This window comes from Salmonella sp. SAL04196, assembly GCF_046550835.1.
Classification (GTDB): domain Bacteria; phylum Pseudomonadota; class Gammaproteobacteria; order Enterobacterales; family Enterobacteriaceae; genus Salmonella; species Salmonella enterica.
Genome location: NZ_JBGDXE010000001.1, coordinates 249,272 through 268,754, shown reverse-complemented (window position 1 = coordinate 268,754; position 19,483 = coordinate 249,272). Strand labels below are relative to the sequence as shown.

Here is a 19,483-nt window from a genome sequence, read left to right as displayed (position 1 = left end):
CTGGATGATTTTTTACGCAGCAGAGATTACCAGTTTGTCAATAAGATAAAGGCGTTAAATAACGATAAAAAACCTCGGTTTTTAGCGCATAGAAAAATTCGAAACCACAAATAATGAGACCGTCAATTTTTCGAGTTTGCTGACCCGGGAGTGAGTCTTGTTCCACTTTGCAAAAAACGCCGTCCACGATCAGTCACGAGGTGCGAGATGAGTGCGACTGCATCGACTGCAACCCAACCTAAACCTCTCGAGTGGCTTAATCGCCTACGCGCGAATCCCCGAATTCCGTTAATTGTAGCGGGTTCCGCTGCCGTGGCGATCATCGTTGCGATGGTGCTGTGGGCCAAAACGCCCGATTACCGCACGCTATTTAGCAACCTTTCCGATCAGGACGGCGGCGCGATCGTCGCGCAGTTGACCCAGATGAATATCCCCTATCGCTTTGCCAATGGCAGCGGCGCGATTGAAGTGCCCGCCGACAAAGTGCATGAACTGCGTCTGCGTCTGGCGCAGCAGGGGCTGCCTAAAGGCGGCGCGGTAGGCTTTGAACTGCTTGATCAGGAAAAATTCGGTATCAGTCAGTTCAGCGAGCAGGTGAATTATCAGCGCGCGCTGGAAGGTGAACTGGCCCGGACGATCGAGACGCTGGGTCCGGTAAAAAGCGCCCGCGTTCACCTGGCGATGCCAAAGCCGTCGCTATTTGTGCGGGAACAAAAATCCCCTTCCGCCTCCGTCACCGTCACACTGGAACCGGGACGGGCGCTGGATGAAGGACAAATTAGCGCCGTGGTACATCTGGTTTCCAGCGCTGTCGCCGGTTTGCCGCCAGGAAACGTCACTCTGGTCGATCAATCCGGTCATCTGCTCACGCAATCCAATACCAGCGGTCGCGACCTTAATGACGCGCAATTAAAATTTGCTAATGATGTGGAAAGCCGCATCCAACGCCGTATCGAAGCCATTCTGTCGCCTATCGTCGGGAACGGTAATGTTCACGCTCAGGTAACCGCCCAGTTGGATTTTGCCAATAAAGAACAGACGGAAGAGCACTACAGCCCGAACGGCGATGCGTCGAAGGCCACCCTGCGTTCACGTCAGTTGAATATTAGCGAACAGGTAGGCGCGGGCTATCCCGGCGGCGTGCCTGGCGCGCTGTCGAACCAACCAGCGCCGCCTAACGAGGCGCCGATCGCCACGCCGCCGACCAATCAACAAAACGCGCAAAATACGCCACAAACCAGCACCAGTACTAACAGTAACAGCGCTGGCCCGCGCAATACACAGCGTAATGAAACCAGTAACTACGAAGTGGACCGCACCATTCGTCACACCAAAATGAATGTGGGCGATATTGAGCGTCTCTCCGTGGCCGTCGTGGTGAATTACAAAACGCTGGCAGATGGCAAACCGCTGCCATTGACCGCCGATCAGATGAAACAGATCGAGGATTTAACCCGTGAAGCGATGGGTTTTTCTGATAAACGCGGCGATACGCTAAACGTGGTGAATTCACCGTTTAGCGCAGTGGATAACACCGGCGGCGAACTGCCCTTCTGGCAACAGCAGTCCTTTATCGATCAGTTGCTCGCGGCAGGTCGCTGGTTGCTGGTACTGGTGGTGGCCTGGATTCTGTGGCGCAAAGCGGTACGTCCGCAGTTGACGCGCCGTGTTGAAGAAGCGAAAGCGGCGCAGGAACAGGCGCAGGTTCGTCAGGAAACCGAAGAAGCCGTGGAAGTACGCCTTAGCAAAGACGAGCAGCTCCAGCAACGCCGGGCTAACCAGCGTCTGGGCGCTGAGGTGATGAGCCAGCGTATTCGCGAAATGTCAGACAACGATCCGCGCGTGGTGGCGCTGGTCATTCGCCAGTGGATGAGTAACGATCATGAGTAATCTTAGCGGTACCGATAAAAGCGTCATTTTGTTGATGACCATTGGCGAAGACCGGGCGGCAGAGGTGTTTAAACACCTCTCCACCCGCGAAGTGCAGGCGCTAAGTACGGCGATGGCTAACGTGCGTCAGATCTCCAACAAACAACTGACGGACGTACTATCAGAGTTTGAGCAAGAAGCGGAGCAGTTCGCCGCGCTGAATATTAACGCCAACGAATACCTGCGCTCCGTACTGGTTAAAGCGCTGGGCGAAGAACGCGCCTCCAGCCTGCTGGAAGATATTCTGGAAACACGCGATACCACCAGCGGTATCGAAACGCTCAACTTTATGGAACCGCAGAGCGCCGCCGACCTGATTCGCGATGAACACCCGCAGATTATCGCCACCATTCTGGTCCACCTCAAACGCAGTCAGGCCGCCGATATTCTGGCGCTGTTTGACGAACGTCTGCGTCATGATGTGATGCTGCGTATCGCGACATTTGGCGGCGTACAGCCGGCGGCACTGGCGGAGTTGACCGAAGTGCTGAATGGCCTGCTCGACGGTCAGAACCTGAAACGCAGCAAAATGGGCGGCGTAAGAACCGCGGCGGAAATTATCAACCTGATGAAAACGCAGCAGGAAGAAGCGGTTATTACCGCTGTGCGCGAATTCGACGGCGAACTGGCGCAGAAAATCATCGACGAGATGTTCCTGTTCGAAAATCTGGTGGATGTGGACGATCGCAGTATCCAGCGTCTGTTGCAGGAAGTGGATTCCGAATCGCTGCTGATCGCTCTGAAAGGCGCCGAACCGCCATTACGCGAGAAGTTCCTGCGCAATATGTCCCAGCGCGCCGCCGATATCCTGCGCGACGACCTTGCCAACCGTGGCCCGGTTCGTCTGTCTCAGGTGGAAAACGAGCAGAAAGCGATTCTGCTTATTGTGCGTCGTCTGGCGGAAACCGGCGAAATGGTGATTGGCAGCGGCGAGGATACCTATGTCTAATGAATTGCCGTGGCAAGTCTGGACCCCCGACGATCTCGCCCCGCCGCCAGAAACATTTATGCCGGTTGAGGCTGATAACGTGATCTTGACAGACGATACGCCGGAGCCCGAACTCACTGCCGAACAGCAGCTGGAGCAGGAGCTGGCGCAGTTAAAAATACAGGCCCATGAACAAGGTTATAACGCCGGACTGGCGGAGGGACGGCAAAAAGGACACGCGCAGGGATACCAGGAAGGGTTAGCGCAGGGGCTGGAGCAAGGACAAGCTCAGGCGCAGACGCAGCAGGCGCCGATTCATGCCCGTATGCAGCAGTTAGTGAGCGAGTTTCAGAACACGCTTGACGCGCTCGATAGCGTTATCGCCTCACGGCTGATGCAAATGGCCCTGGAGGCCGCACGTCAGGTCATCGGCCAAACGCCGGCGGTGGACAACTCGGCGCTGATTAAACAGATCCAACAACTGTTGCAGCAAGAGCCGCTCTTTAGCGGCAAGCCGCAGTTGCGCGTGCATCCGGACGACTTACAGCGGGTGGAAGAGATGCTGGGCGCCACGCTCAGTCTTCACGGATGGCGGTTGCGCGGCGATCCAACGTTGCATCACGGCGGATGTAAAGTCTCCGCCGATGAGGGCGATCTGGACGCCAGCGTCGCTACTCGCTGGCAAGAGTTGTGTCGCCTGGCGGCGCCGGGAGTGCTCTGATGACCACGCGTCTGACCCGCTGGCTTACCGCGCTCGACAACTTTGAAGCAAAAATGGCGTTATTGCCGGCGGTGCGTCGTTATGGACGTTTAACCCGCGCCACTGGCCTGGTACTGGAGGCCACCGGTCTCCAGCTTCCGCTGGGCGCCACCTGCATTATTGAGCGCCAGGACGGTCCTGAAACCAAAGAGGTGGAATCGGAAGTCGTCGGTTTTAACGGCCAGCGTCTGTTTTTAATGCCGCTGGAAGAGGTCGAAGGCATTCTGCCCGGTGCCCGCGTTTACGCCCGTAACGGGCATGGCGACGGTCTGCAAAGCGGCAAACAGTTACCGCTCGGCCCGGCCCTGCTTGGTCGGGTGCTGGATGGCGGCGGTAAACCGCTCGACGGACTGCCTGCGCCGGATACGCTGGAAACTGGCGCGTTAATCACGCCGCCGTTTAACCCGCTACAGCGAACGCCAATCGAACATGTGTTGGATACCGGCGTACGCGCTATCAACGCGTTGTTAACCGTAGGGCGCGGTCAGCGTATGGGACTCTTTGCCGGTTCCGGCGTCGGTAAGTCGGTTCTGCTTGGCATGATGGCGCGCTACACGCGGGCGGACGTGATTGTCGTGGGACTTATCGGCGAACGTGGCCGCGAAGTTAAAGATTTTATCGAAAATATTCTCGGCCCCGACGGTCGCGCGCGTTCGGTGGTGATTGCCGCCCCGGCGGATGTCTCGCCGCTGCTGCGAATGCAGGGCGCCGCCTATGCCACCCGCATCGCCGAAGACTTTCGCGATCGCGGACAGCATGTGTTGCTGATTATGGATTCGCTGACGCGCTATGCGATGGCGCAGCGTGAAATTGCGCTGGCAATCGGCGAACCGCCAGCCACCAAAGGTTATCCGCCTTCGGTGTTCGCAAAGCTGCCGGCGCTGGTCGAGCGTGCCGGTAATGGCATCCACGGCGGTGGCTCTATCACCGCGTTTTATACCGTGTTGACCGAGGGGGACGACCAACAAGATCCCATTGCCGACTCGGCACGCGCAATCCTCGACGGGCACATTGTCTTGTCCCGCCGTCTGGCGGAGGCCGGGCACTATCCGGCCATTGATATCGAGGCGTCAATCAGCCGGGCGATGACCGCGCTCATTACCGAGCAGCACTATGCGCGGGTACGGCTATTTAAACAGTTGCTTTCCAGTTTCCAGCGTAACCGCGATCTGGTCAGCGTCGGCGCTTATGCCAAAGGTAGCGATCCGATGCTCGATAAAGCCATTACCTTATGGCCGCAACTGGAAGCGTTTTTACAGCAAGGCATTTTTGAACGGGCCGACTGGGAGGACTCTCTGCAGGCGCTCGATTTAATTTTCCCGACGGTGTGATAAAGCAGGAGGGCGACGATCATGGCACAACATGGCGCTCTGGAAACACTCAAAGATCTGGCCGAAAAAGAGGTAGATGACGCGGCGCGTTTACTGGGCGAAATGCGTCGCGGCTGCCAACAGGCGGAAGAACAGCTCAAAATGCTGATCGATTATCAGAATGAGTATCGCAGTAATTTGAACACCGATATGGGCAACGGCATCGCCAGTAATCGCTGGATCAACTATCAGCAGTTTATTCAGACACTGGAAAAGGCGATAGAGCAGCATCGCCTCCAGCTTACGCAGTGGACGCAAAAAGTCGACCTGGCGCTGAAGAGCTGGCGTGAGAAAAAGCAGCGACTTCAGGCCTGGCAAACCTTACAGGACCGACAAACCGCGGCAGCGCTGTTAGCTGAAAACCGCATGGATCAGAAAAAGATGGATGAATTTGCTCAGCGTGCAGCAATGAGGAAACCCGAATGATCACCCTGCCCCAACTGATCACCACCGATACCGACATGACCGCGGGTCTGACGTCAGGAAAAACCACCGGTTCAGCCGAGGACTTTCTGGCGCTCCTGGCGGGCGCGTTAGGCGCAGACGGCGCACAGGGCAAAGACGCCCGCATCACGCTGGCCGATTTACAGGCGGCAGGCGGCAAATTATCGAAAGAGTTACTGACCCAACATGGCGAGCCGGGCCAGGCGGTGAAGCTTGCCGACCTGCTGGCGCAAAAAGCGAATGCGACGGATGAAACGCTTACCGATCTGACACAAGCGCAGCATCTACTGTCTACGCTAACGCCATCGTTGAAAACCAGCGCTCTGGCCGCATTGAGTAAAACGGCGCAGCATGATGAGAAAACGCCCGCGCTGAGCGATGAGGATCTTGCCAGTCTGAGCGCCTTATTCGCCATGCTGCCCGGACAATCTGTCGCGACGCCTGTCGCCGGAGAGACGCCGGCTGAAAATCACATCGCCTTGCCGTCACTGTTGCGCGGCGACATGCCATCGGCGCCGCAGGAAGAGACACATACGCTCTCTTTTAGCGAGCATGAAAAAGGGAAAACCGAGGCGTCGCTTGCGCGCGCCAGCGACGATCGCGCCACGGGTCCAGCACTGACGCCGCTGGTGGTCGCTGCCGCCGCAACCAGCGCGAAAGTGGAGGTGGATAGCCCGTCCGCGCCAGTAACGCATGGCGCGGCAATGCCGACGCTCAGCAGCGCCACGGCGCAACCGCAACCGCTACCTGTCGCCTCAGCCCCGGTACTCAGCGCGCCGTTAGGCAGCCATGAATGGCAGCAAACGTTCAGTCAGCAGGTCATGTTATTTACGCGTCAGGGACAGCAAAGCGCGCAGCTTCGATTGCATCCGGAAGAGTTAGGTCAGGTGCATATTTCGCTCAAGCTGGATGACAATCAGGCGCAGCTCCAGATGGTATCGCCGCACAGCCATGTCCGCGCCGCGCTGGAAGCCGCCCTGCCCATGTTGCGCACTCAGTTGGCGGAAAGCGGCATTCAGTTGGGACAAAGCAGTATCAGTAGCGAAAGCTTTGCCGGACAGCAGCAGTCTTCGTCGCAACAGCAGTCTGCCCGCGCCCAACACACGGACGCGTTTGGCGCTGAAGATGACATAGCGTTAGCGGCGCCGGCCTCACTTCAGGCCGCCGCGCGCGGCAATGGCGCAGTGGATATCTTCGCCTAACGCCAGAGGTAGCATGATTATCCGCGTCTTTTCCACGCTTTGTCGTGGACAGGACACGGGATAATCAGCCAATAAGCAGTACCGAAACAGGAAGCCCGTATCAGATGACTGACTCCGCGATTAACAAAAAGAGCAAACGCTCGATTTGGATACCTTTGCTGGTGTTGATTACCCTCGCCGCCTGCGCGACCGCCGGTTATAGCTACTGGCGTATGCAGCAGCAACCGACCACGAACGCTAAAGCAGAACCGGCTCCGCCGCCTGCGCCGGTATTTTTTGCGCTGGATACGTTTACCGTCAATCTGGGCGATGCGGATCGCGTGTTGTATATCGGCGTGACCCTGCGTCTGAAAGACGAAGCGACGCGCGCGCGATTAAATGAATATCTGCCGGAAGTGCGCAGCCGTCTGCTGTTGTTGTTTTCCCGCCAGAATGCCGCCGAGCTCTCAACAGAAGCTGGCAAACAAAAACTGATTGCCGCCATTAAAGAGACGCTGGCCGCGCCGCTCGTTGCCGGACAACCAAAACAGGTCGTCACTGACGTGCTTTATACAGCTTTTATTCTGCGGTAACGATATGGGCGATAGTATTCTTTCTCAGGCTGAAATCGATGCGCTGTTGAACGGCGACAGCGACACCAAAGACGAACCCACTCCCGGTATCGCAAGCGATAGCGATATTCGCCCTTACGATCCCAATACCCAGCGTCGCGTCGTGCGTGAACGCTTGCAGGCGCTGGAGATTATTAACGAGCGTTTCGCACGCCAGTTCCGGATGGGATTATTTAACCTGCTGCGCCGCAGCCCGGATATTACCGTGGGCGCCATACGTATTCAGCCGTATCACGAATTTGCGCGTAACCTGCCGGTACCGACCAACCTGAACCTGATCCACCTGAAGCCGCTACGCGGTACCGGGCTGGTGGTGTTCTCGCCGAGTCTGGTGTTTATTGCCGTCGATAACCTGTTCGGCGGCGACGGCCGTTTTCCGACCAAAGTCGAGGGCCGCGAGTTTACCCATACGGAACAGCGTGTCATCAACCGTATGCTGAAACTGGCGCTGGAAGGCTATAGCGACGCATGGAAAGCCATTAATCCGCTGGAAGTGGAGTATGTGCGTTCCGAAATGCAGGTGAAATTTACCAATATCACCACCTCGCCGAACGATATCGTCGTCAATACGCCGTTTCATGTGGAGATCGGCAATCTGACCGGTGAATTTAACATCTGTCTGCCATTTAGCATGATCGAGCCGCTGCGTGAGCTGTTGGTGAATCCGCCGCTGGAAAACTCGCGCCATGAAGATCAGAACTGGCGTGATAACCTGGTGCGCCAGGTTCAGCACTCTGAACTGGAGCTGGTAGCCAATTTTGCCGATATTCCGTTACGTCTTTCCCAGATTTTGAAGCTGAAACCCGGCGATGTACTGCCGATTGAAAAACCCGACCGCATTATTGCTCATGTGGACGGCGTTCCGGTACTCACCAGCCAATATGGCACCGTAAACGGACAGTATGCGCTACGCGTAGAACATTTGATCAACCCAATTTTGAATTCGCTGAATGAGGAACAGCCCAAATGAGTGACATGAATAATCCGTCCGATGAGAATACTGGCGCATTGGATGATCTGTGGGCTGACGCGTTAAACGAGCAAAAAGCGACCACCAATAAAAGCGCCGCCGACGCGGTTTTCCAACAGCTTGGCGGCGGCGATGTCAGCGGTGCTATGCAGGATATCGATCTGATTATGGATATCCCGGTCAAACTGACCGTAGAGCTGGGCCGCACGCGAATGACCATTAAAGAACTGCTGCGACTGACGCAGGGGTCGGTCGTCGCGCTGGACGGGCTGGCGGGCGAGCCGCTGGATATCCTGATTAATGGCTACCTGATTGCCCAGGGTGAAGTGGTCGTCGTGGCGGATAAATACGGCGTACGTATCACCGATATTATTACGCCATCCGAGCGTATGCGTCGTTTGAGTCGTTAATGATGAAGACAGAGGCCACGGTTTCTCAGCCCACCGCGCCAGCCGGATCGCCGCTCATGCAGGTGAGCGGCGCATTAATTGGCATTATTGCGCTCATTCTGGCGGCGGCCTGGGTGATTAAGCGTATGGGATTCGCACCAAAAGGAAATAGCGTCCGGGGACTCAAGGTGTCAGCCAGCGCCTCGCTTGGCCCGCGCGAACGCGTGGTGATTGTCGAGGTCGAAAATGCGCGCCTGGTACTGGGCGTGACCGCCTCTCAGATCAACCTGCTGCACACCCTGCCGCCCGCGGAGAATGACACGGAAGCGCCCGTTGCCCCACCGGCGGATTTCCAGAACATGATGAAGAGCTTACTCAAGCGTTCCGGGAGATCCTGATGCGCCGTTTGTTATTCCTTTCTCTGGCGGGTCTGTGGCTTTTTAGTCCCGCCGCCGCTGCGCAACTGCCGGGGCTTATCAGCCAACCATTAGCGGGCGGAGGCCAAAGCTGGTCATTATCCGTCCAGACGCTGGTTTTCATCACCTCGCTGACGTTTCTGCCGGCGATTTTACTGATGATGACGAGCTTCACGCGTATCATCATTGTTTTTGGCCTGTTGCGTAACGCGCTGGGCACGCCCTCGGCACCGCCAAATCAGGTGTTACTCGGACTGGCGTTGTTTTTGACCTTTTTTATTATGTCGCCCGTCATTGACAAGATTTACGTGGATGCTTACCAGCCGTTTAGCGAGCAGAAAATTTCTATGCAGGAAGCGCTGGATAAAGGCGCGCAACCGTTACGCGCGTTCATGCTGCGCCAAACCCGCGAAGCCGATCTGGCGCTGTTTGCCCGTCTGGCCAATAGCGGTCCGTTACAGGGACCGGAAGCAGTACCGATGCGTATCCTCCTGCCCGCTTATGTCACCAGCGAATTAAAGACGGCGTTTCAGATCGGTTTTACGATTTTCATCCCTTTTTTGATTATCGACCTGGTGATCGCCAGCGTATTGATGGCGTTAGGGATGATGATGGTGCCGCCAGCGACAATCGCCCTACCGTTTAAGCTGATGCTGTTTGTGCTGGTCGATGGTTGGCAATTGCTTGTGGGGTCGCTGGCCCAAAGCTTTTACAGTTAGAGGCGCAAAATGACTCCTGAATCCGTCATGATGATGGGCACCGAGGCGATGAAAGTCGCTCTCGCCCTGGCTGCGCCGCTGTTACTCGTCGCGCTGATTACCGGCCTCATTATCAGCATCTTGCAGGCCGCGACTCAGATTAATGAAATGACGCTGTCGTTTATCCCTAAAATCGTCGCGGTATTCATCGCAATTATCGTTGCCGGCCCGTGGATGCTCAACCTGCTGCTGGATTACGTGCGCACTCTGTTCAGCAATTTACCTTATATCATCGGATAAACAGAACGATGATACAGGTTACAAGCGAGCAATGGCTATACTGGCTGCATCTCTATTTCTGGCCTTTGCTGCGCGTACTGGCGCTGATTTCAACGGCGCCAATTCTCAGCGAGCGCGCTATTCCCAAGCGGGTAAAACTGGGGTTGGGAATAATGATTACCCTTGTTATCGCGCCGTCGCTACCGGCAAACGATACGCCGCTTTTTTCTATTGCCGCCTTATGGCTGGCGATGCAACAAATTCTGATCGGTATTGCGCTGGGATTTACCATGCAATTCGCCTTTGCGGCGGTGCGTACCGCAGGTGAGTTTATCGGTCTGCAAATGGGGCTTTCCTTTGCCACCTTCGTCGACCCGGGCAGCCACCTGAATATGCCGGTTCTGGCGCGTATTATGGATATGCTCGCCATGCTACTGTTTCTCACCTTTAATGGCCATTTGTGGCTTATTTCGCTGCTGGTCGATACCTTCCATACTCTGCCCATCGGTAGTAACCCGGTGAACAGTAATGCATTTATGGCGCTCGCCAGGGCCGGAGGACTCATTTTCTTAAACGGACTGATGCTGGCATTGCCGGTCATTACCCTCCTGCTTACGCTCAACCTGGCGCTGGGGCTATTAAACCGCATGGCGCCGCAGCTCTCGATATTTGTTATCGGTTTCCCGCTTACCCTCACCGTCGGCATTATGCTGATGGCCGCGCTAATGCCATTAATTGCGCCGTTTTGCGAACATTTATTCAGCGAAATTTTCAATTTGCTTGCTGATATTGTTAGCGAGATGCCGATAAATAATAACCCATAATTTTTATCCTGTTTTACTAAGGTTTATCCGAAAATAAATTTTAAAAAACATTTACCAGGATATATCCGCTGCCCCTTATTTGTTTTTACTTCACTCACATAACGCAACATTCACTTTACTTTAAGATGATTCCTGGCAAATTATATGTAACTTTACGGGATAGTAAGTTCGCCTGAAAAACCGCGTAAGCGTTGTCTAAGGTGACTATTCGTGTTCCGTCTGATTATGGTGAGTTATTCAGGTAAGGGGAATTATCGTTACGCATTGAGTGAGGGTATGCCATGTCAACGATTATTATGGATTTATGCAGTTACACCCGGCTAGGGTTAAGCGGGTATCTGGTCAGCAGAGGGGTGAAAAAAAGGGAAATCAACGACATCGAAACCGTTGACGAACTCGCTATCGCTTGTGGCGCGCATCAGCCTTCGGTGGTGTTTATTAATGAGGACTGTTTCATTCATACGCCTTCAGACAGTCAACAAATAAAGCAAATCATTAATCAACATCCTGACACGTTATTTATTGTTTTTATGGCAATTGCTAATGTGCATTTTGATGAATATTTATTAGTAAGAAAAAACTTATTGATTAGCTCGAAATCGATTAAACCTGACTCGCTGGATACCATTCTTGGCGATATTCTGAAAAAAGAGTCGGGTATTTCAGGAACCATAAATTTACCAACATTGTCGTTAAGTCGAACTGAATCCAGCATGTTGCGAATGTGGATGGAAGGTCAGGGAACCATTCAGATTTCTGACAGAATGAATATTAAAGCAAAAACAGTATCCTCCCATAAGGGGAATATAAAAAGAAAGATAAAAACGCATAATAAACAAGTGATCTATCACGTAGTGCGGCTGACAGATAACGTCACTAACGGCATTTTTGTTAACATGCGCTGAGACATCCGGACTGGCAATGTACCTCCAGTCCGGCTCAATTAGTCCTGCTCCGCCTTCTCGACAAAAATACCATCCTGGTGACCTGACTCATTGAAGAACCAGATGCCGAGCGGGTAATCCTCCAGCGAAACCAGGTACATTGTGCCTTCACTAAATTCTTCCACTGCCAGTACCACGCCCGGTCGGCGGGGACCGCCGTCCGTTTTAACGGTTACCCGATCATTCACCTTCATCATTTTCCTCCTGTCGCTTTGTGCCAGTGTAGAACAATTTTCTGCGTCTGACAGCGCCTTGCCGGCGTGTTTGCTGGTTTTCTCAACGGTCTATACTTAGGCTGTCAGGAACCCGTGAGGTAGTGAAGATGAAAACGGCAAAAGAGTACAGTGATACGGCCAAGCGCGAAGTGAGCGTCGATGTAGATGCGCTACTGGCGGCCATCAATGAAATCAGCGAAAGCGAGGTTCACCGTAGCCAGGAAGATCCTGAGCGGGTGAGCGTAGACGGACGGGAATATCATACATGGCATGAATTAGCTGAAGCATTCGAGCTGGATATTCATGATTTTAGTGTAACAGAAGTAAACCGTTAAAAATGGCCGAAAAAAATCCCGGCCCTACGGGTCGGGATCAAACTTGCTTATGCAAGAAGCACTTGAAAATTCGTTACACCAGGAAATCTGATGTGAGATTTACCTTATCTGCAATTTTTTTGCATGACAAGTAAATATTTTTTACATGAATGATTAAGCACGCTAATAGTTCGGTAGCAAAAGTGTGACAACGCATGTGCTGCCTGGAAGCGACGGGATCGGTTCCAGTTAGCGTTCGACTTCTTTCGGGTGTGCTTTAGGACTTTTCCTGGAAATAAGCCCGCCGTTGCAACGGAAAATGAGGAAAAAATGCTCTCAATCCATGACCCCTTGCTGATTTTTACCGATCTGGACGGCACATTGCTGAACAGCCACACTTTTGAGTGGCAGCCCGCGGCTCCCTGGCTTACACGCCTGCATGAAAGTGGCGTGCCCGTGATCCTCTGTAGCAGTAAAACCGCGGCTGAAATGCTCCAGCTCCAGACGACGTTAAATCTACAGGGACAGCCGCTGATTGCGGAAAACGGCGCAGTGATCCAACTGGACGTTCATTGGGAAGACCATCCCAACTATCCCCGCCTGATAGCCGGTATTTCTCACAACGAAATCCGCCTCGTCCTGCATAAATTGCGTGAAAAGGAACAGTTTAAGTTCACCACGTTTGATGACGTTGACGATCAGGTGATAAGCGAATGGACGGGCCTAAACCGGGCACAGTCTGCCCTAACCCGTCTGCATGAAGCGTCGGTGTCGCTGATCTGGCGCGATAGCGATGAACGCATGGCGCAGTTTGTCGCCCATTTAAATGACCTGGGACTGCAATTTGTCCATGGCGCCCGTTTCTGGCATGTGCTGGACGCCTCCGCCGGTAAAGATCAGGCTGCCAACTGGCTGATAGAAGCATATCGTCGGCAGTGGCGCACGCGCCCTCTGACGTTGGGGCTAGGAGACGGCCCCAATGATGCGCCCTTACTGGATGTGATGGATTATGCGGTTGTCGTTAAAGGGCTAAACCGGGAGGGCGTACATTTGCGTAACGACGATCCTCAGCGCGTCTACCGTAGCCAGAACGAAGGGCCGGATGGCTGGCGCGAAGGAATGGACTATTTCTTTTCCCGCTCCTGAGTCGCGTCGCTGGCGCAAATACGGTTACGTCCGGACTGTTTGGCGTAATAAAGCCGTTTGTCGGCCAGCGACTGCAACTGCTCAAAATCATAGTCGCCGTATTCCTCCGCGCTACTGATCCCCATTGACGCGCTGATACGAAGCGTCGTGCTTTTCGTCACCAGAATCTCTTTGTCATTAATGCGCTGGCGTATGCGTTCGGCAATCTGCAGCGCCTGCGCTTTCGTCGCGCCGGGCAGCACGATACAAAACTCTTCGCCCCCTACCCGTCCGGCGATGTCGTGCGCTCGAATGGTGCTGCCAATGAGCCCAGCGGCATGGGACAACACGCGATCGCCTGCCTGATGACCAAAGCGATCGTTAACGCTTTTAAAATAATCTAAATCCAGCTGTATCACAGAAAATGGCTGGCGGGCTTCCCGGTAGCGCTTTGCCAGCCTGGACGCTTTTTCAAACAGCGCGCCACGGTTATATAGCCGGGTCAGCGGATCGTGCCATGCCTGCCATTGCAGCGAATTTTGCAGAACAAACATGTTTTTGACCATATGTCGAATAACGCCCCAGGAGATCAACAGCATCGCCGTAAAAAGCACCCATAACAGCGTCAGCGCGATACTAATACTGCCAAAATTCCCTTGTATGCCTTCACGTAATGTATGCACGCGCAGCAGGACGCCATCAAAATGATCCAGCCGCTCCCAGCTTACATAATGCGTTCCTAAACGCAGCCCGCCCAGGGTATCTTTTTCTATTTCACGCGCCAGTAAGGCGCGCTCACGGTCATTTAACGTATTCGCGGTTTGTTGTTCCGGCGCGGAGTCCGTCAACAAACGGAGATGGTTATCGTATAGCTGATATTCCCCTTCAATATCCTTTTCGGCCGCATCGCGCAGGAACCGCTGTAATGACGCGACGGGAATATCCATTGCCAGTACGCCATACCAGTAATTATCGTGATCCAGCGGTAGACTGGCTGTCACTTTTTTCTGCTCGTCAGCAACATAGGGCTGTGCGGAGGTAAACCACCGCACGCCGCGCTGTGGGTTACGCCGTTGGCTTTGCTCGATAAACCAGGGCTGGGTCACGTACTGATAGTAACGGGAGACAATATCGCTACCGTACGCCGTAGGGAGAGTTGAGAGGTAAAACCCTGAGCGAGAAACATACATCGTCTCCAGCGTCAGCATGGCGGATGAGCGCGCCAGACGCGCCAGATACCCTAACTCCAGCGTGGCGGTCAATTCATTTGCCAGGTCACGACTCTCCCGCGAAAGAAGCGTCGTCCGGGCGACAAATTGATCGGAAACGCCATATAACGGCAATGTCCGCCGCTTATCCAGCTCCAGTTGCCAGAAATGTCTGACGCGTCGTTGCTCAAACTGCGTCACCGCGCTTTGCAATGCGGAAAAAGCCAGCGGCGCCACCAGCGCTTCATGCATACCGTTGCGTAAAAAGATCAACCTGTCCATGTTGAATTGCAGTTGGCGGTCAAGGACATTCGCGACGCTCCCCAGATGATTGCGCTGACTGGCGACATACGCGTCTTTCAGTATCATCACTTCCCGCCAGGTAAGTAGCGTCGAGAACAGCATTACGATCAGAAAGCAGGTGTTGACGACATGACCGGGACCAAAACGCCGCGCCAGCTTTTTAAACCAGCCTTGATTATCTAACAGTGTTTCGTGCGGCACCCTGGTAACTCCTGGTTATTGATACAACGCCCCCTGATGGCTTACGGTAGCCAGACCTCATCAAGGGATACCACTCAATCCTGGCATAACCAGGTAGCAGCATGTCGCAGCGCGACGACTCTTTTTCTCCACAGCAAAACGCCCGGCATTAACCGGGCGTTTTGTCATCGGGCTTCGTCCCGCACGCGCCTTTCCTTGCCTGGCACGAGCTCATTCTCATGGAATGCCTCCCGCTTTACGCCAAAACCATCATACCAGCGACACTCTACCATTCCGCTGGAATAACCGGTGACGATCATCCGGGGTCCACCATCTTTCACGGTAACTTCCTCACTGACAGAAAAGACCATACCTGCCTCCTGTATCAGATGAAACGTTTTCACCTTAGACGAGGATGGGCAATTTTGCATAATTCATTGTAGAAAATCAGTGCGAAACACCGCGAATTTTCGCCACACCTTTCACCAGCGCCACCACAATGGCGCCGATAATAAAGCCGAGCACCAGATTCAGCCCCGCAGGGATCGTATGCGCCATGAAAGCTCCCTGCTGCTGCGCAAAATGTTCAATGGCATGGTGTAGCGGCGCAATACCGTGTACGACAATCCCGCCGCCAACCAGAAACATCGCCAGCGTACCGACAATGGATAATGCTTTCATTAACCAGGGCGCGATAATCAGCAATCCTTTACCGACGCCCTGCGCCAGCACGCTACGCTTTTCCGCCAGCCAGTACCCCATATCATCCAGTTTGACAATAATACCCACCAGGCCATACACGCCAATGGTCACAATCAACGCAATCCCCGCCAGTACCAACACCTGATTAAGCAGCGGCGCCTGCGCGACAATCCCCAGGGTAATTGCCACAATTTCAGCGGACAGAATGAAATCGGTACGGATCGCCCCTTTTACTTTATCTTTTTCAAAGGCCAAAGGATCTTGTGCAGCCAGCGCCTCAAGACGTTTTTGCCGCTCCGCCGGGTCTTCTTTGTGTTTTCGCGCCTCAAAGGTATGCAGGACTTTTTCTACCCCTTCAAAGCAGAGAAACGCGCCGCCTAACATTAATAAAGGCGTAATGGCCCACGGGATAAATGCGCTTATCAGCAGCGCCAACGGCACCAGAATAACCTTGTTGATTAATGATCCTTTCGCCACGCTCCATACCACTGGCAGCTCGCGATTAGCACGAACGCCGGTCACCTGCTGTGCATTGAGCGACAGGTCGTCCCCCAGTACGCCCGCGGTTTTTTTCGCGGCCAATTTGCCCATTATCGAAATATCGTCCAGCAGCGTGGCGATATCGTCGAGTAATGTCAGTAAGCTACTTCCTGCCAAAATGATTTCCTCGGTCTTTTCTTCTAAGACGTTAAGTATGTAGCAAAACGCGCAATGCCGAAACCGGCGGCGCGGGTCAACGCCTTTTTATTCCAAAAGGACAATTATAATGCTCGCCAGCATAATAATTTTGACGTTTACTATATTCACCCTTTTTATTTCACCGTGAGTGATTATGCGTTTCCGGCAGTTATTACCTCTTTTTGGCGCGCTTTTTGCCTTGTACATCATTTGGGGGTCTACCTATTTTGTTATCCGCATAGGCGTTGAAAGCTGGCCGCCGCTGATGATGGCAGGCGTACGTTTTCTCTCGGCGGGGATGTTGCTCATGGCGTTTTTGCTGCTGCGCGGCGAAAAACTTCCGCCGCTGCGCCAGACCATCAACGCCGCGCTGATTGGTCTACTGCTGCTGGCGGTGGGTAACGGTCTGGTGACGGTGGCGGAGCATCAAAACGTGCCATCAGGCATTGCTGCCGTCGTGGTCGCCACTGTCCCGCTATTTACGCTGTGCTTTAGCTACTTTTTTGGTATTAAAACGCGCAAATTAGAATGGGTGGGGATTGCCATTGGACTTGCCGGGATTATTCTGCTGAACAGCGGCGGCAATTTAAGCGGCAATCCGTGGGGCGCGATTTTGATCCTGATAGGTTCGATGAGCTGGGCATTTGGTTCCGTTTACGGCTCGCGCATCGCCCTCCCTGTGGGCATGATGGCGGGCGCGATTGAAATGCTGGCGGCGGGCGTGGTATTGCTTTGCGCGGCATTTCTTTCCGGCGAAAAGCTCGCCACGCTGCCTGGCTTATCGGGGTTTATGGCCGTCGGCTACCTGGCGTTGTTCGGTTCTATTATCGCCATTAATGCCTATATGTACCTGATTCGCAACGTCAGTCCGGCGCTGGCGACCAGCTACGCCTATGTGAATCCGGTTGTCGCCGTGTTGCTTGGCACTGGCCTGGGCGGCGAGAGGTTATCGCCCGTTGAATGGGCCGCGCTGGGTGTGATTGTGTTTGCCGTAGTGCTGGTGACTCTGGGTAAGTACCTGTTTCCTGTCAAGGCGGTGGTCACGCCGTGTAAAACGGAAGATTCACGCCAGTAGATGAATCCCCTGGGTGTCGATCTGCGCGCTGGCGCCGCCGCCGCAGATCCACTCTTCCAGGCGCTCCGCCAACGCCGCGTCGCTCAATTTCGCTCGTCCGCGCAAGGCGCACTCCCAGACGATCAGCACCCGCCAGCCAAGCGCCTGTAAACGCTGAATATCGCGCTCATCGCGCTCAACGTTCTTACCGATTTTTTCCAGCCAGAAAGCCGTTCGCGTGGCCGGTACTTTGAACAGATAACAGTGGTGATGATGCCAAAAGCAGCCGTGAGTAAAAATCACACAATCATAGTCATTCACCACAAAGTCCGGCTTGCCTGGTAATGTCGCGTCCTGAGTATGAAACGTAATCCCCTGCGCGCTTAGCAGGCCGGCAAGACGTTTTTCAATAGCCGTATCGCGGGTCGCTATCGCGCGCATATTTTTACTGCGCGTGGCTTTATCGTGAACGTCCGCCATCTACCGTCTCTCTCTGACGCAGCGTCACCGCCTGGTGAATTTTGGGTTCCAGCAGCTTTGCTACCGCGGCAAATACCGGCACCACCACGGAATTGCCAAACTGGCGATAGGCCTGCGTATCCGAGACAGGTATCCTGAACTGGTACGTTTGCGGCGCCTCAAATCCCATTAAACGCGCGCACTCTCTCGGCGTGAGTCGGCGGGGACGATGTTGTTGGTTGCCAGCATCGTCGAAATCCACTTCGCCTTTCGCCATATCCCAACCACGATCGATCAGAATTTCGGCGCCATCTTTGTAGTAACGAGCAGATAACGTGCGCGCCACACTTTCCGGATTGTCAGGATAAACCATGCCATAGCCAAAACCGTTTCCCCGCGCCTGGTGCTTTTTCGCGTAGCGATATAAATATTTCCACAGCACCGGCGTCAGGATATATTTGGCTTCGACGACGGGCTCCAGCAGTTCTGCCAGCGTCGGACGGCGCAGTGGATAACAGCGGGCGATATTGCGTAACGTAAAATCGGTTTTCAGGTTTAAATCGCGGCGGAATCCCACCAACACAATACGTTCCCGATGCTGAGGAAGAAAGTGCTGCCCGTCGATAATTTTCGGATCGTCCGGGCCATTGTCAGCGGCATCCGCCACGTCATATCCCAGTTCATCGAGCGTTTGCATAATAATGCGGAAGGTGTTGCCCTGGTCGTGACTTTTAAGGTTTTTCACATTTTCCAGCACAAACAGCGCGGGGCGGCGAGCGTCGATAATTCTTACGACATCAAAAAATAACGTCCCCTGAGTCTCGCAGGCAAAGCCGTGGGCGCGGCCCAGCGCATTTTTCTTGGAAACGCCCGCCAGAGAAAATGGCTGACAGGGAAAGCCCGCCAGCAGGACATCATGTTGCGGAATATGCTGGCGAATGTGTTCCGCCGCCTCATCATCGCTGACCCCTTCCCGGTGGCTCAACGTGATATCGCGGATATCTTCATTAAAGCGATGTTGCAGCGGATCGCAAAAATAGTTCGCTTTATATGTCCGTACCGCGTGCTTATTCCATTCGCTGGTAAACACGCACTGTCCGCCTATCGCTTCAAATCCGCGGCGAATGCCGCCGATGCCCGCGAAGAGATCGATAAAACGAAAGGCGTAATGCGGATGATGCGCTGGCGGCGTCGGCAACCCTGTTTTAAGACAGGTGAGTTCATTGTCGCTCAAGCGATGCCATGCCGCGTTCATCATTACGCGCTTGAAGATGGCCGGGCTCCAGTGCTGCTCGCCCAGGCCGTTAAGGTGCGCCACCAGCGTTTTAACATCATAGATTTCCAGCAATTGACTCAGCATCGCCTGGATCTCGCTTCCGGCGTCGTCGGCGATGAGGTTCCGGGCGTGTGTTACTGAAATATTTTCCTGCATACATTTAACCGGCCAAAAATAATTGCCGACAGACTAACATAAAATGACG

The 19,483-nt window shown here is 54.1% G+C and carries 23 protein-coding genes; 17 read left to right on the top strand and 6 right to left on the bottom strand.

Annotated elements, in window-relative coordinates:
- Positions 1-207: 207 nt before the first annotated feature.
- From fliF to rcsA, 14 genes are all read left to right on the top strand, one after another.
- Positions 208-1,890, top strand: coding sequence for a flagellar basal-body MS-ring/collar protein FliF (fliF, locus tag ACLJPE_RS01330; RefSeq protein WP_023231004.1), 1,683 nt, complete (start codon positions 208-210; stop codon positions 1,888-1,890).
- Entirely contained in the window at positions 1,883-2,878 is a 996-nt protein-coding gene (fliG, locus tag ACLJPE_RS01325) for a flagellar motor switch protein FliG (protein ID WP_000067735.1), read from the top strand. Before fliF ends, fliG begins: the two co-directional genes overlap by 8 nt.
- Positions 2,871-3,578, top strand: a complete 708-nt coding sequence (fliH, locus tag ACLJPE_RS01320; protein WP_039514036.1) for a flagellar assembly protein FliH — start codon at positions 2,871-2,873, stop codon at positions 3,576-3,578. The genes fliG and fliH overlap by 8 nt, the downstream gene beginning before the upstream one ends.
- Positions 3,578-4,948 (top strand): flagellar protein export ATPase FliI, encoded by a 1,371-nt coding sequence (gene fliI / locus ACLJPE_RS01315; RefSeq protein WP_000213257.1) that lies wholly within the window; start codon positions 3,578-3,580, stop codon positions 4,946-4,948. Before fliH ends, fliI begins: the two co-directional genes overlap by 1 nt.
- Before the next feature lie 21 nt (positions 4,949-4,969).
- Positions 4,970-5,413 (top strand): flagellar export protein FliJ, encoded by a 444-nt coding sequence (fliJ, locus tag ACLJPE_RS01310; RefSeq protein ID WP_000046981.1) that lies wholly within the window; start codon positions 4,970-4,972, stop codon positions 5,411-5,413.
- Entirely contained in the window at positions 5,410-6,633 is a 1,224-nt protein-coding gene (fliK, locus tag ACLJPE_RS01305; RefSeq protein WP_000631679.1) for a flagellar hook length control protein FliK, read from the top strand. Before fliJ ends, fliK begins: the two co-directional genes overlap by 4 nt.
- A 104-nt stretch (positions 6,634-6,737) precedes the next feature.
- Positions 6,738-7,205: a flagellar basal body-associated protein FliL gene (gene fliL, locus ACLJPE_RS01300; RefSeq protein ID WP_000132169.1), complete on the top strand. Its 468-nt coding sequence runs from the start codon at positions 6,738-6,740 to the stop codon at positions 7,203-7,205.
- Positions 7,206-7,209: 4 nt separating this feature from the next.
- Positions 7,210-8,214 (top strand): flagellar motor switch protein FliM, encoded by a 1,005-nt coding sequence (fliM, locus tag ACLJPE_RS01295; RefSeq protein WP_000502811.1) that lies wholly within the window; start codon positions 7,210-7,212, stop codon positions 8,212-8,214.
- Positions 8,211-8,624 (top strand): flagellar motor switch protein FliN, encoded by a 414-nt coding sequence (fliN, locus tag ACLJPE_RS01290; protein WP_001282111.1) that lies wholly within the window; start codon positions 8,211-8,213, stop codon positions 8,622-8,624. Before fliM ends, fliN begins: the two co-directional genes overlap by 4 nt.
- The gene (fliO, locus tag ACLJPE_RS01285) at positions 8,624-9,001 is read left to right on the top strand and encodes a flagellar biosynthetic protein FliO (RefSeq protein WP_000978276.1); all 378 of its coding nucleotides are present in this window, start codon (positions 8,624-8,626) and stop codon (positions 8,999-9,001) included. Before fliN ends, fliO begins: the two co-directional genes overlap by 1 nt.
- On the top strand, positions 9,001-9,738 hold the full coding sequence (gene fliP / locus ACLJPE_RS01280; protein WP_001253411.1) for a flagellar type III secretion system pore protein FliP: 738 nt from the start codon (positions 9,001-9,003) through the stop codon (positions 9,736-9,738). The genes fliO and fliP overlap by 1 nt, the downstream gene beginning before the upstream one ends.
- 9 nt (positions 9,739-9,747) lie before the next feature.
- Positions 9,748-10,017, top strand: a complete 270-nt coding sequence (fliQ, locus tag ACLJPE_RS01275) for a flagellar biosynthesis protein FliQ (protein WP_000187355.1) — start codon at positions 9,748-9,750, stop codon at positions 10,015-10,017.
- 8 nt (positions 10,018-10,025) lie between these two features.
- Positions 10,026-10,820: a flagellar biosynthetic protein FliR gene (gene fliR / locus ACLJPE_RS01270; protein WP_000616953.1), complete on the top strand. Its 795-nt coding sequence runs from the start codon at positions 10,026-10,028 to the stop codon at positions 10,818-10,820.
- Positions 10,821-11,101: 281 nt separating this feature from the next.
- Positions 11,102-11,725, top strand: coding sequence for a transcriptional regulator RcsA (rcsA, locus tag ACLJPE_RS01265; RefSeq protein ID WP_000103971.1), 624 nt, complete (start codon positions 11,102-11,104; stop codon positions 11,723-11,725).
- A 38-nt stretch (positions 11,726-11,763) separates the two neighbouring features.
- Here the strand turns inward: rcsA and dsrB are convergent, their stop codons facing one another.
- On the bottom strand, positions 11,764-11,958 hold the full coding sequence (gene dsrB, locus ACLJPE_RS01260; RefSeq protein WP_000867218.1) for a protein DsrB: 195 nt from the start codon (positions 11,956-11,958) through the stop codon (positions 11,764-11,766).
- Between the two features lie 128 nt (positions 11,959-12,086).
- Here dsrB and yodD point away from each other — a divergent pair, with 128 nt between their 5' ends.
- Positions 12,087-12,314 (top strand): YodD family peroxide/acid resistance protein, encoded by a 228-nt coding sequence (gene yodD, locus ACLJPE_RS01255; protein WP_000844798.1) that lies wholly within the window; start codon positions 12,087-12,089, stop codon positions 12,312-12,314.
- 309 nt (positions 12,315-12,623) lie between these two features.
- Entirely contained in the window at positions 12,624-13,439 is an 816-nt protein-coding gene (locus ACLJPE_RS01250) for a mannosyl-3-phosphoglycerate phosphatase-related protein (protein WP_039514034.1), read from the top strand.
- On the opposite strand, the gene dgcQ is transcribed toward ACLJPE_RS01250, so the two are convergent.
- The 3 genes from dgcQ to ACLJPE_RS01235 form a co-directional block, all read right to left on the bottom strand.
- On the bottom strand, positions 13,418-15,130 hold the full coding sequence (gene dgcQ, locus ACLJPE_RS01245; protein ID WP_001119828.1) for a cellulose biosynthesis regulator diguanylate cyclase DgcQ: 1,713 nt from the start codon (positions 15,128-15,130) through the stop codon (positions 13,418-13,420). The genes ACLJPE_RS01250 and dgcQ overlap by 22 nt on opposite strands.
- A 164-nt stretch (positions 15,131-15,294) precedes the next feature.
- Entirely contained in the window at positions 15,295-15,480 is a 186-nt protein-coding gene (locus ACLJPE_RS01240; protein WP_052894003.1) for a YodC family protein, read from the bottom strand.
- A gap of 76 nt (positions 15,481-15,556) precedes the next feature.
- Complete coding sequence (locus tag ACLJPE_RS01235) at positions 15,557-16,474, bottom strand: DUF808 domain-containing protein (RefSeq protein WP_114050497.1); 918 nt, start codon at positions 16,472-16,474, stop codon at positions 15,557-15,559.
- Positions 16,475-16,643: 169 nt separating this feature from the next.
- Here ACLJPE_RS01235 and yedA point away from each other — a divergent pair, with 169 nt between their 5' ends.
- Positions 16,644-17,564 carry a drug/metabolite exporter YedA gene (gene yedA / locus ACLJPE_RS01230; RefSeq protein WP_001212264.1) on the top strand — a complete coding sequence of 307 codons (921 nt, stop codon included), beginning with the start codon at positions 16,644-16,646 and terminating at the stop codon, positions 17,562-17,564.
- Here yedA and ACLJPE_RS01225 read toward each other — a convergent pair.
- Together ACLJPE_RS01225 and ACLJPE_RS01220 are read right to left on the bottom strand one after the other, a co-directional pair.
- A complete protein-coding gene (locus ACLJPE_RS01225; RefSeq protein ID WP_000785978.1) occupies positions 17,553-18,023 on the bottom strand; it encodes a very short patch repair endonuclease in 471 nt (156 codons plus the stop codon). The two genes, yedA and ACLJPE_RS01225, sit on opposite strands and share 12 nt — an antisense overlap.
- Positions 18,004-19,434 (bottom strand): DNA cytosine methyltransferase, encoded by a 1,431-nt coding sequence (locus ACLJPE_RS01220; RefSeq protein ID WP_001655552.1) that lies wholly within the window; start codon positions 19,432-19,434, stop codon positions 18,004-18,006. The genes ACLJPE_RS01225 and ACLJPE_RS01220 overlap by 20 nt, the downstream gene beginning before the upstream one ends.
- Between the last annotated feature and the right edge of the window lie 49 nt (positions 19,435-19,483).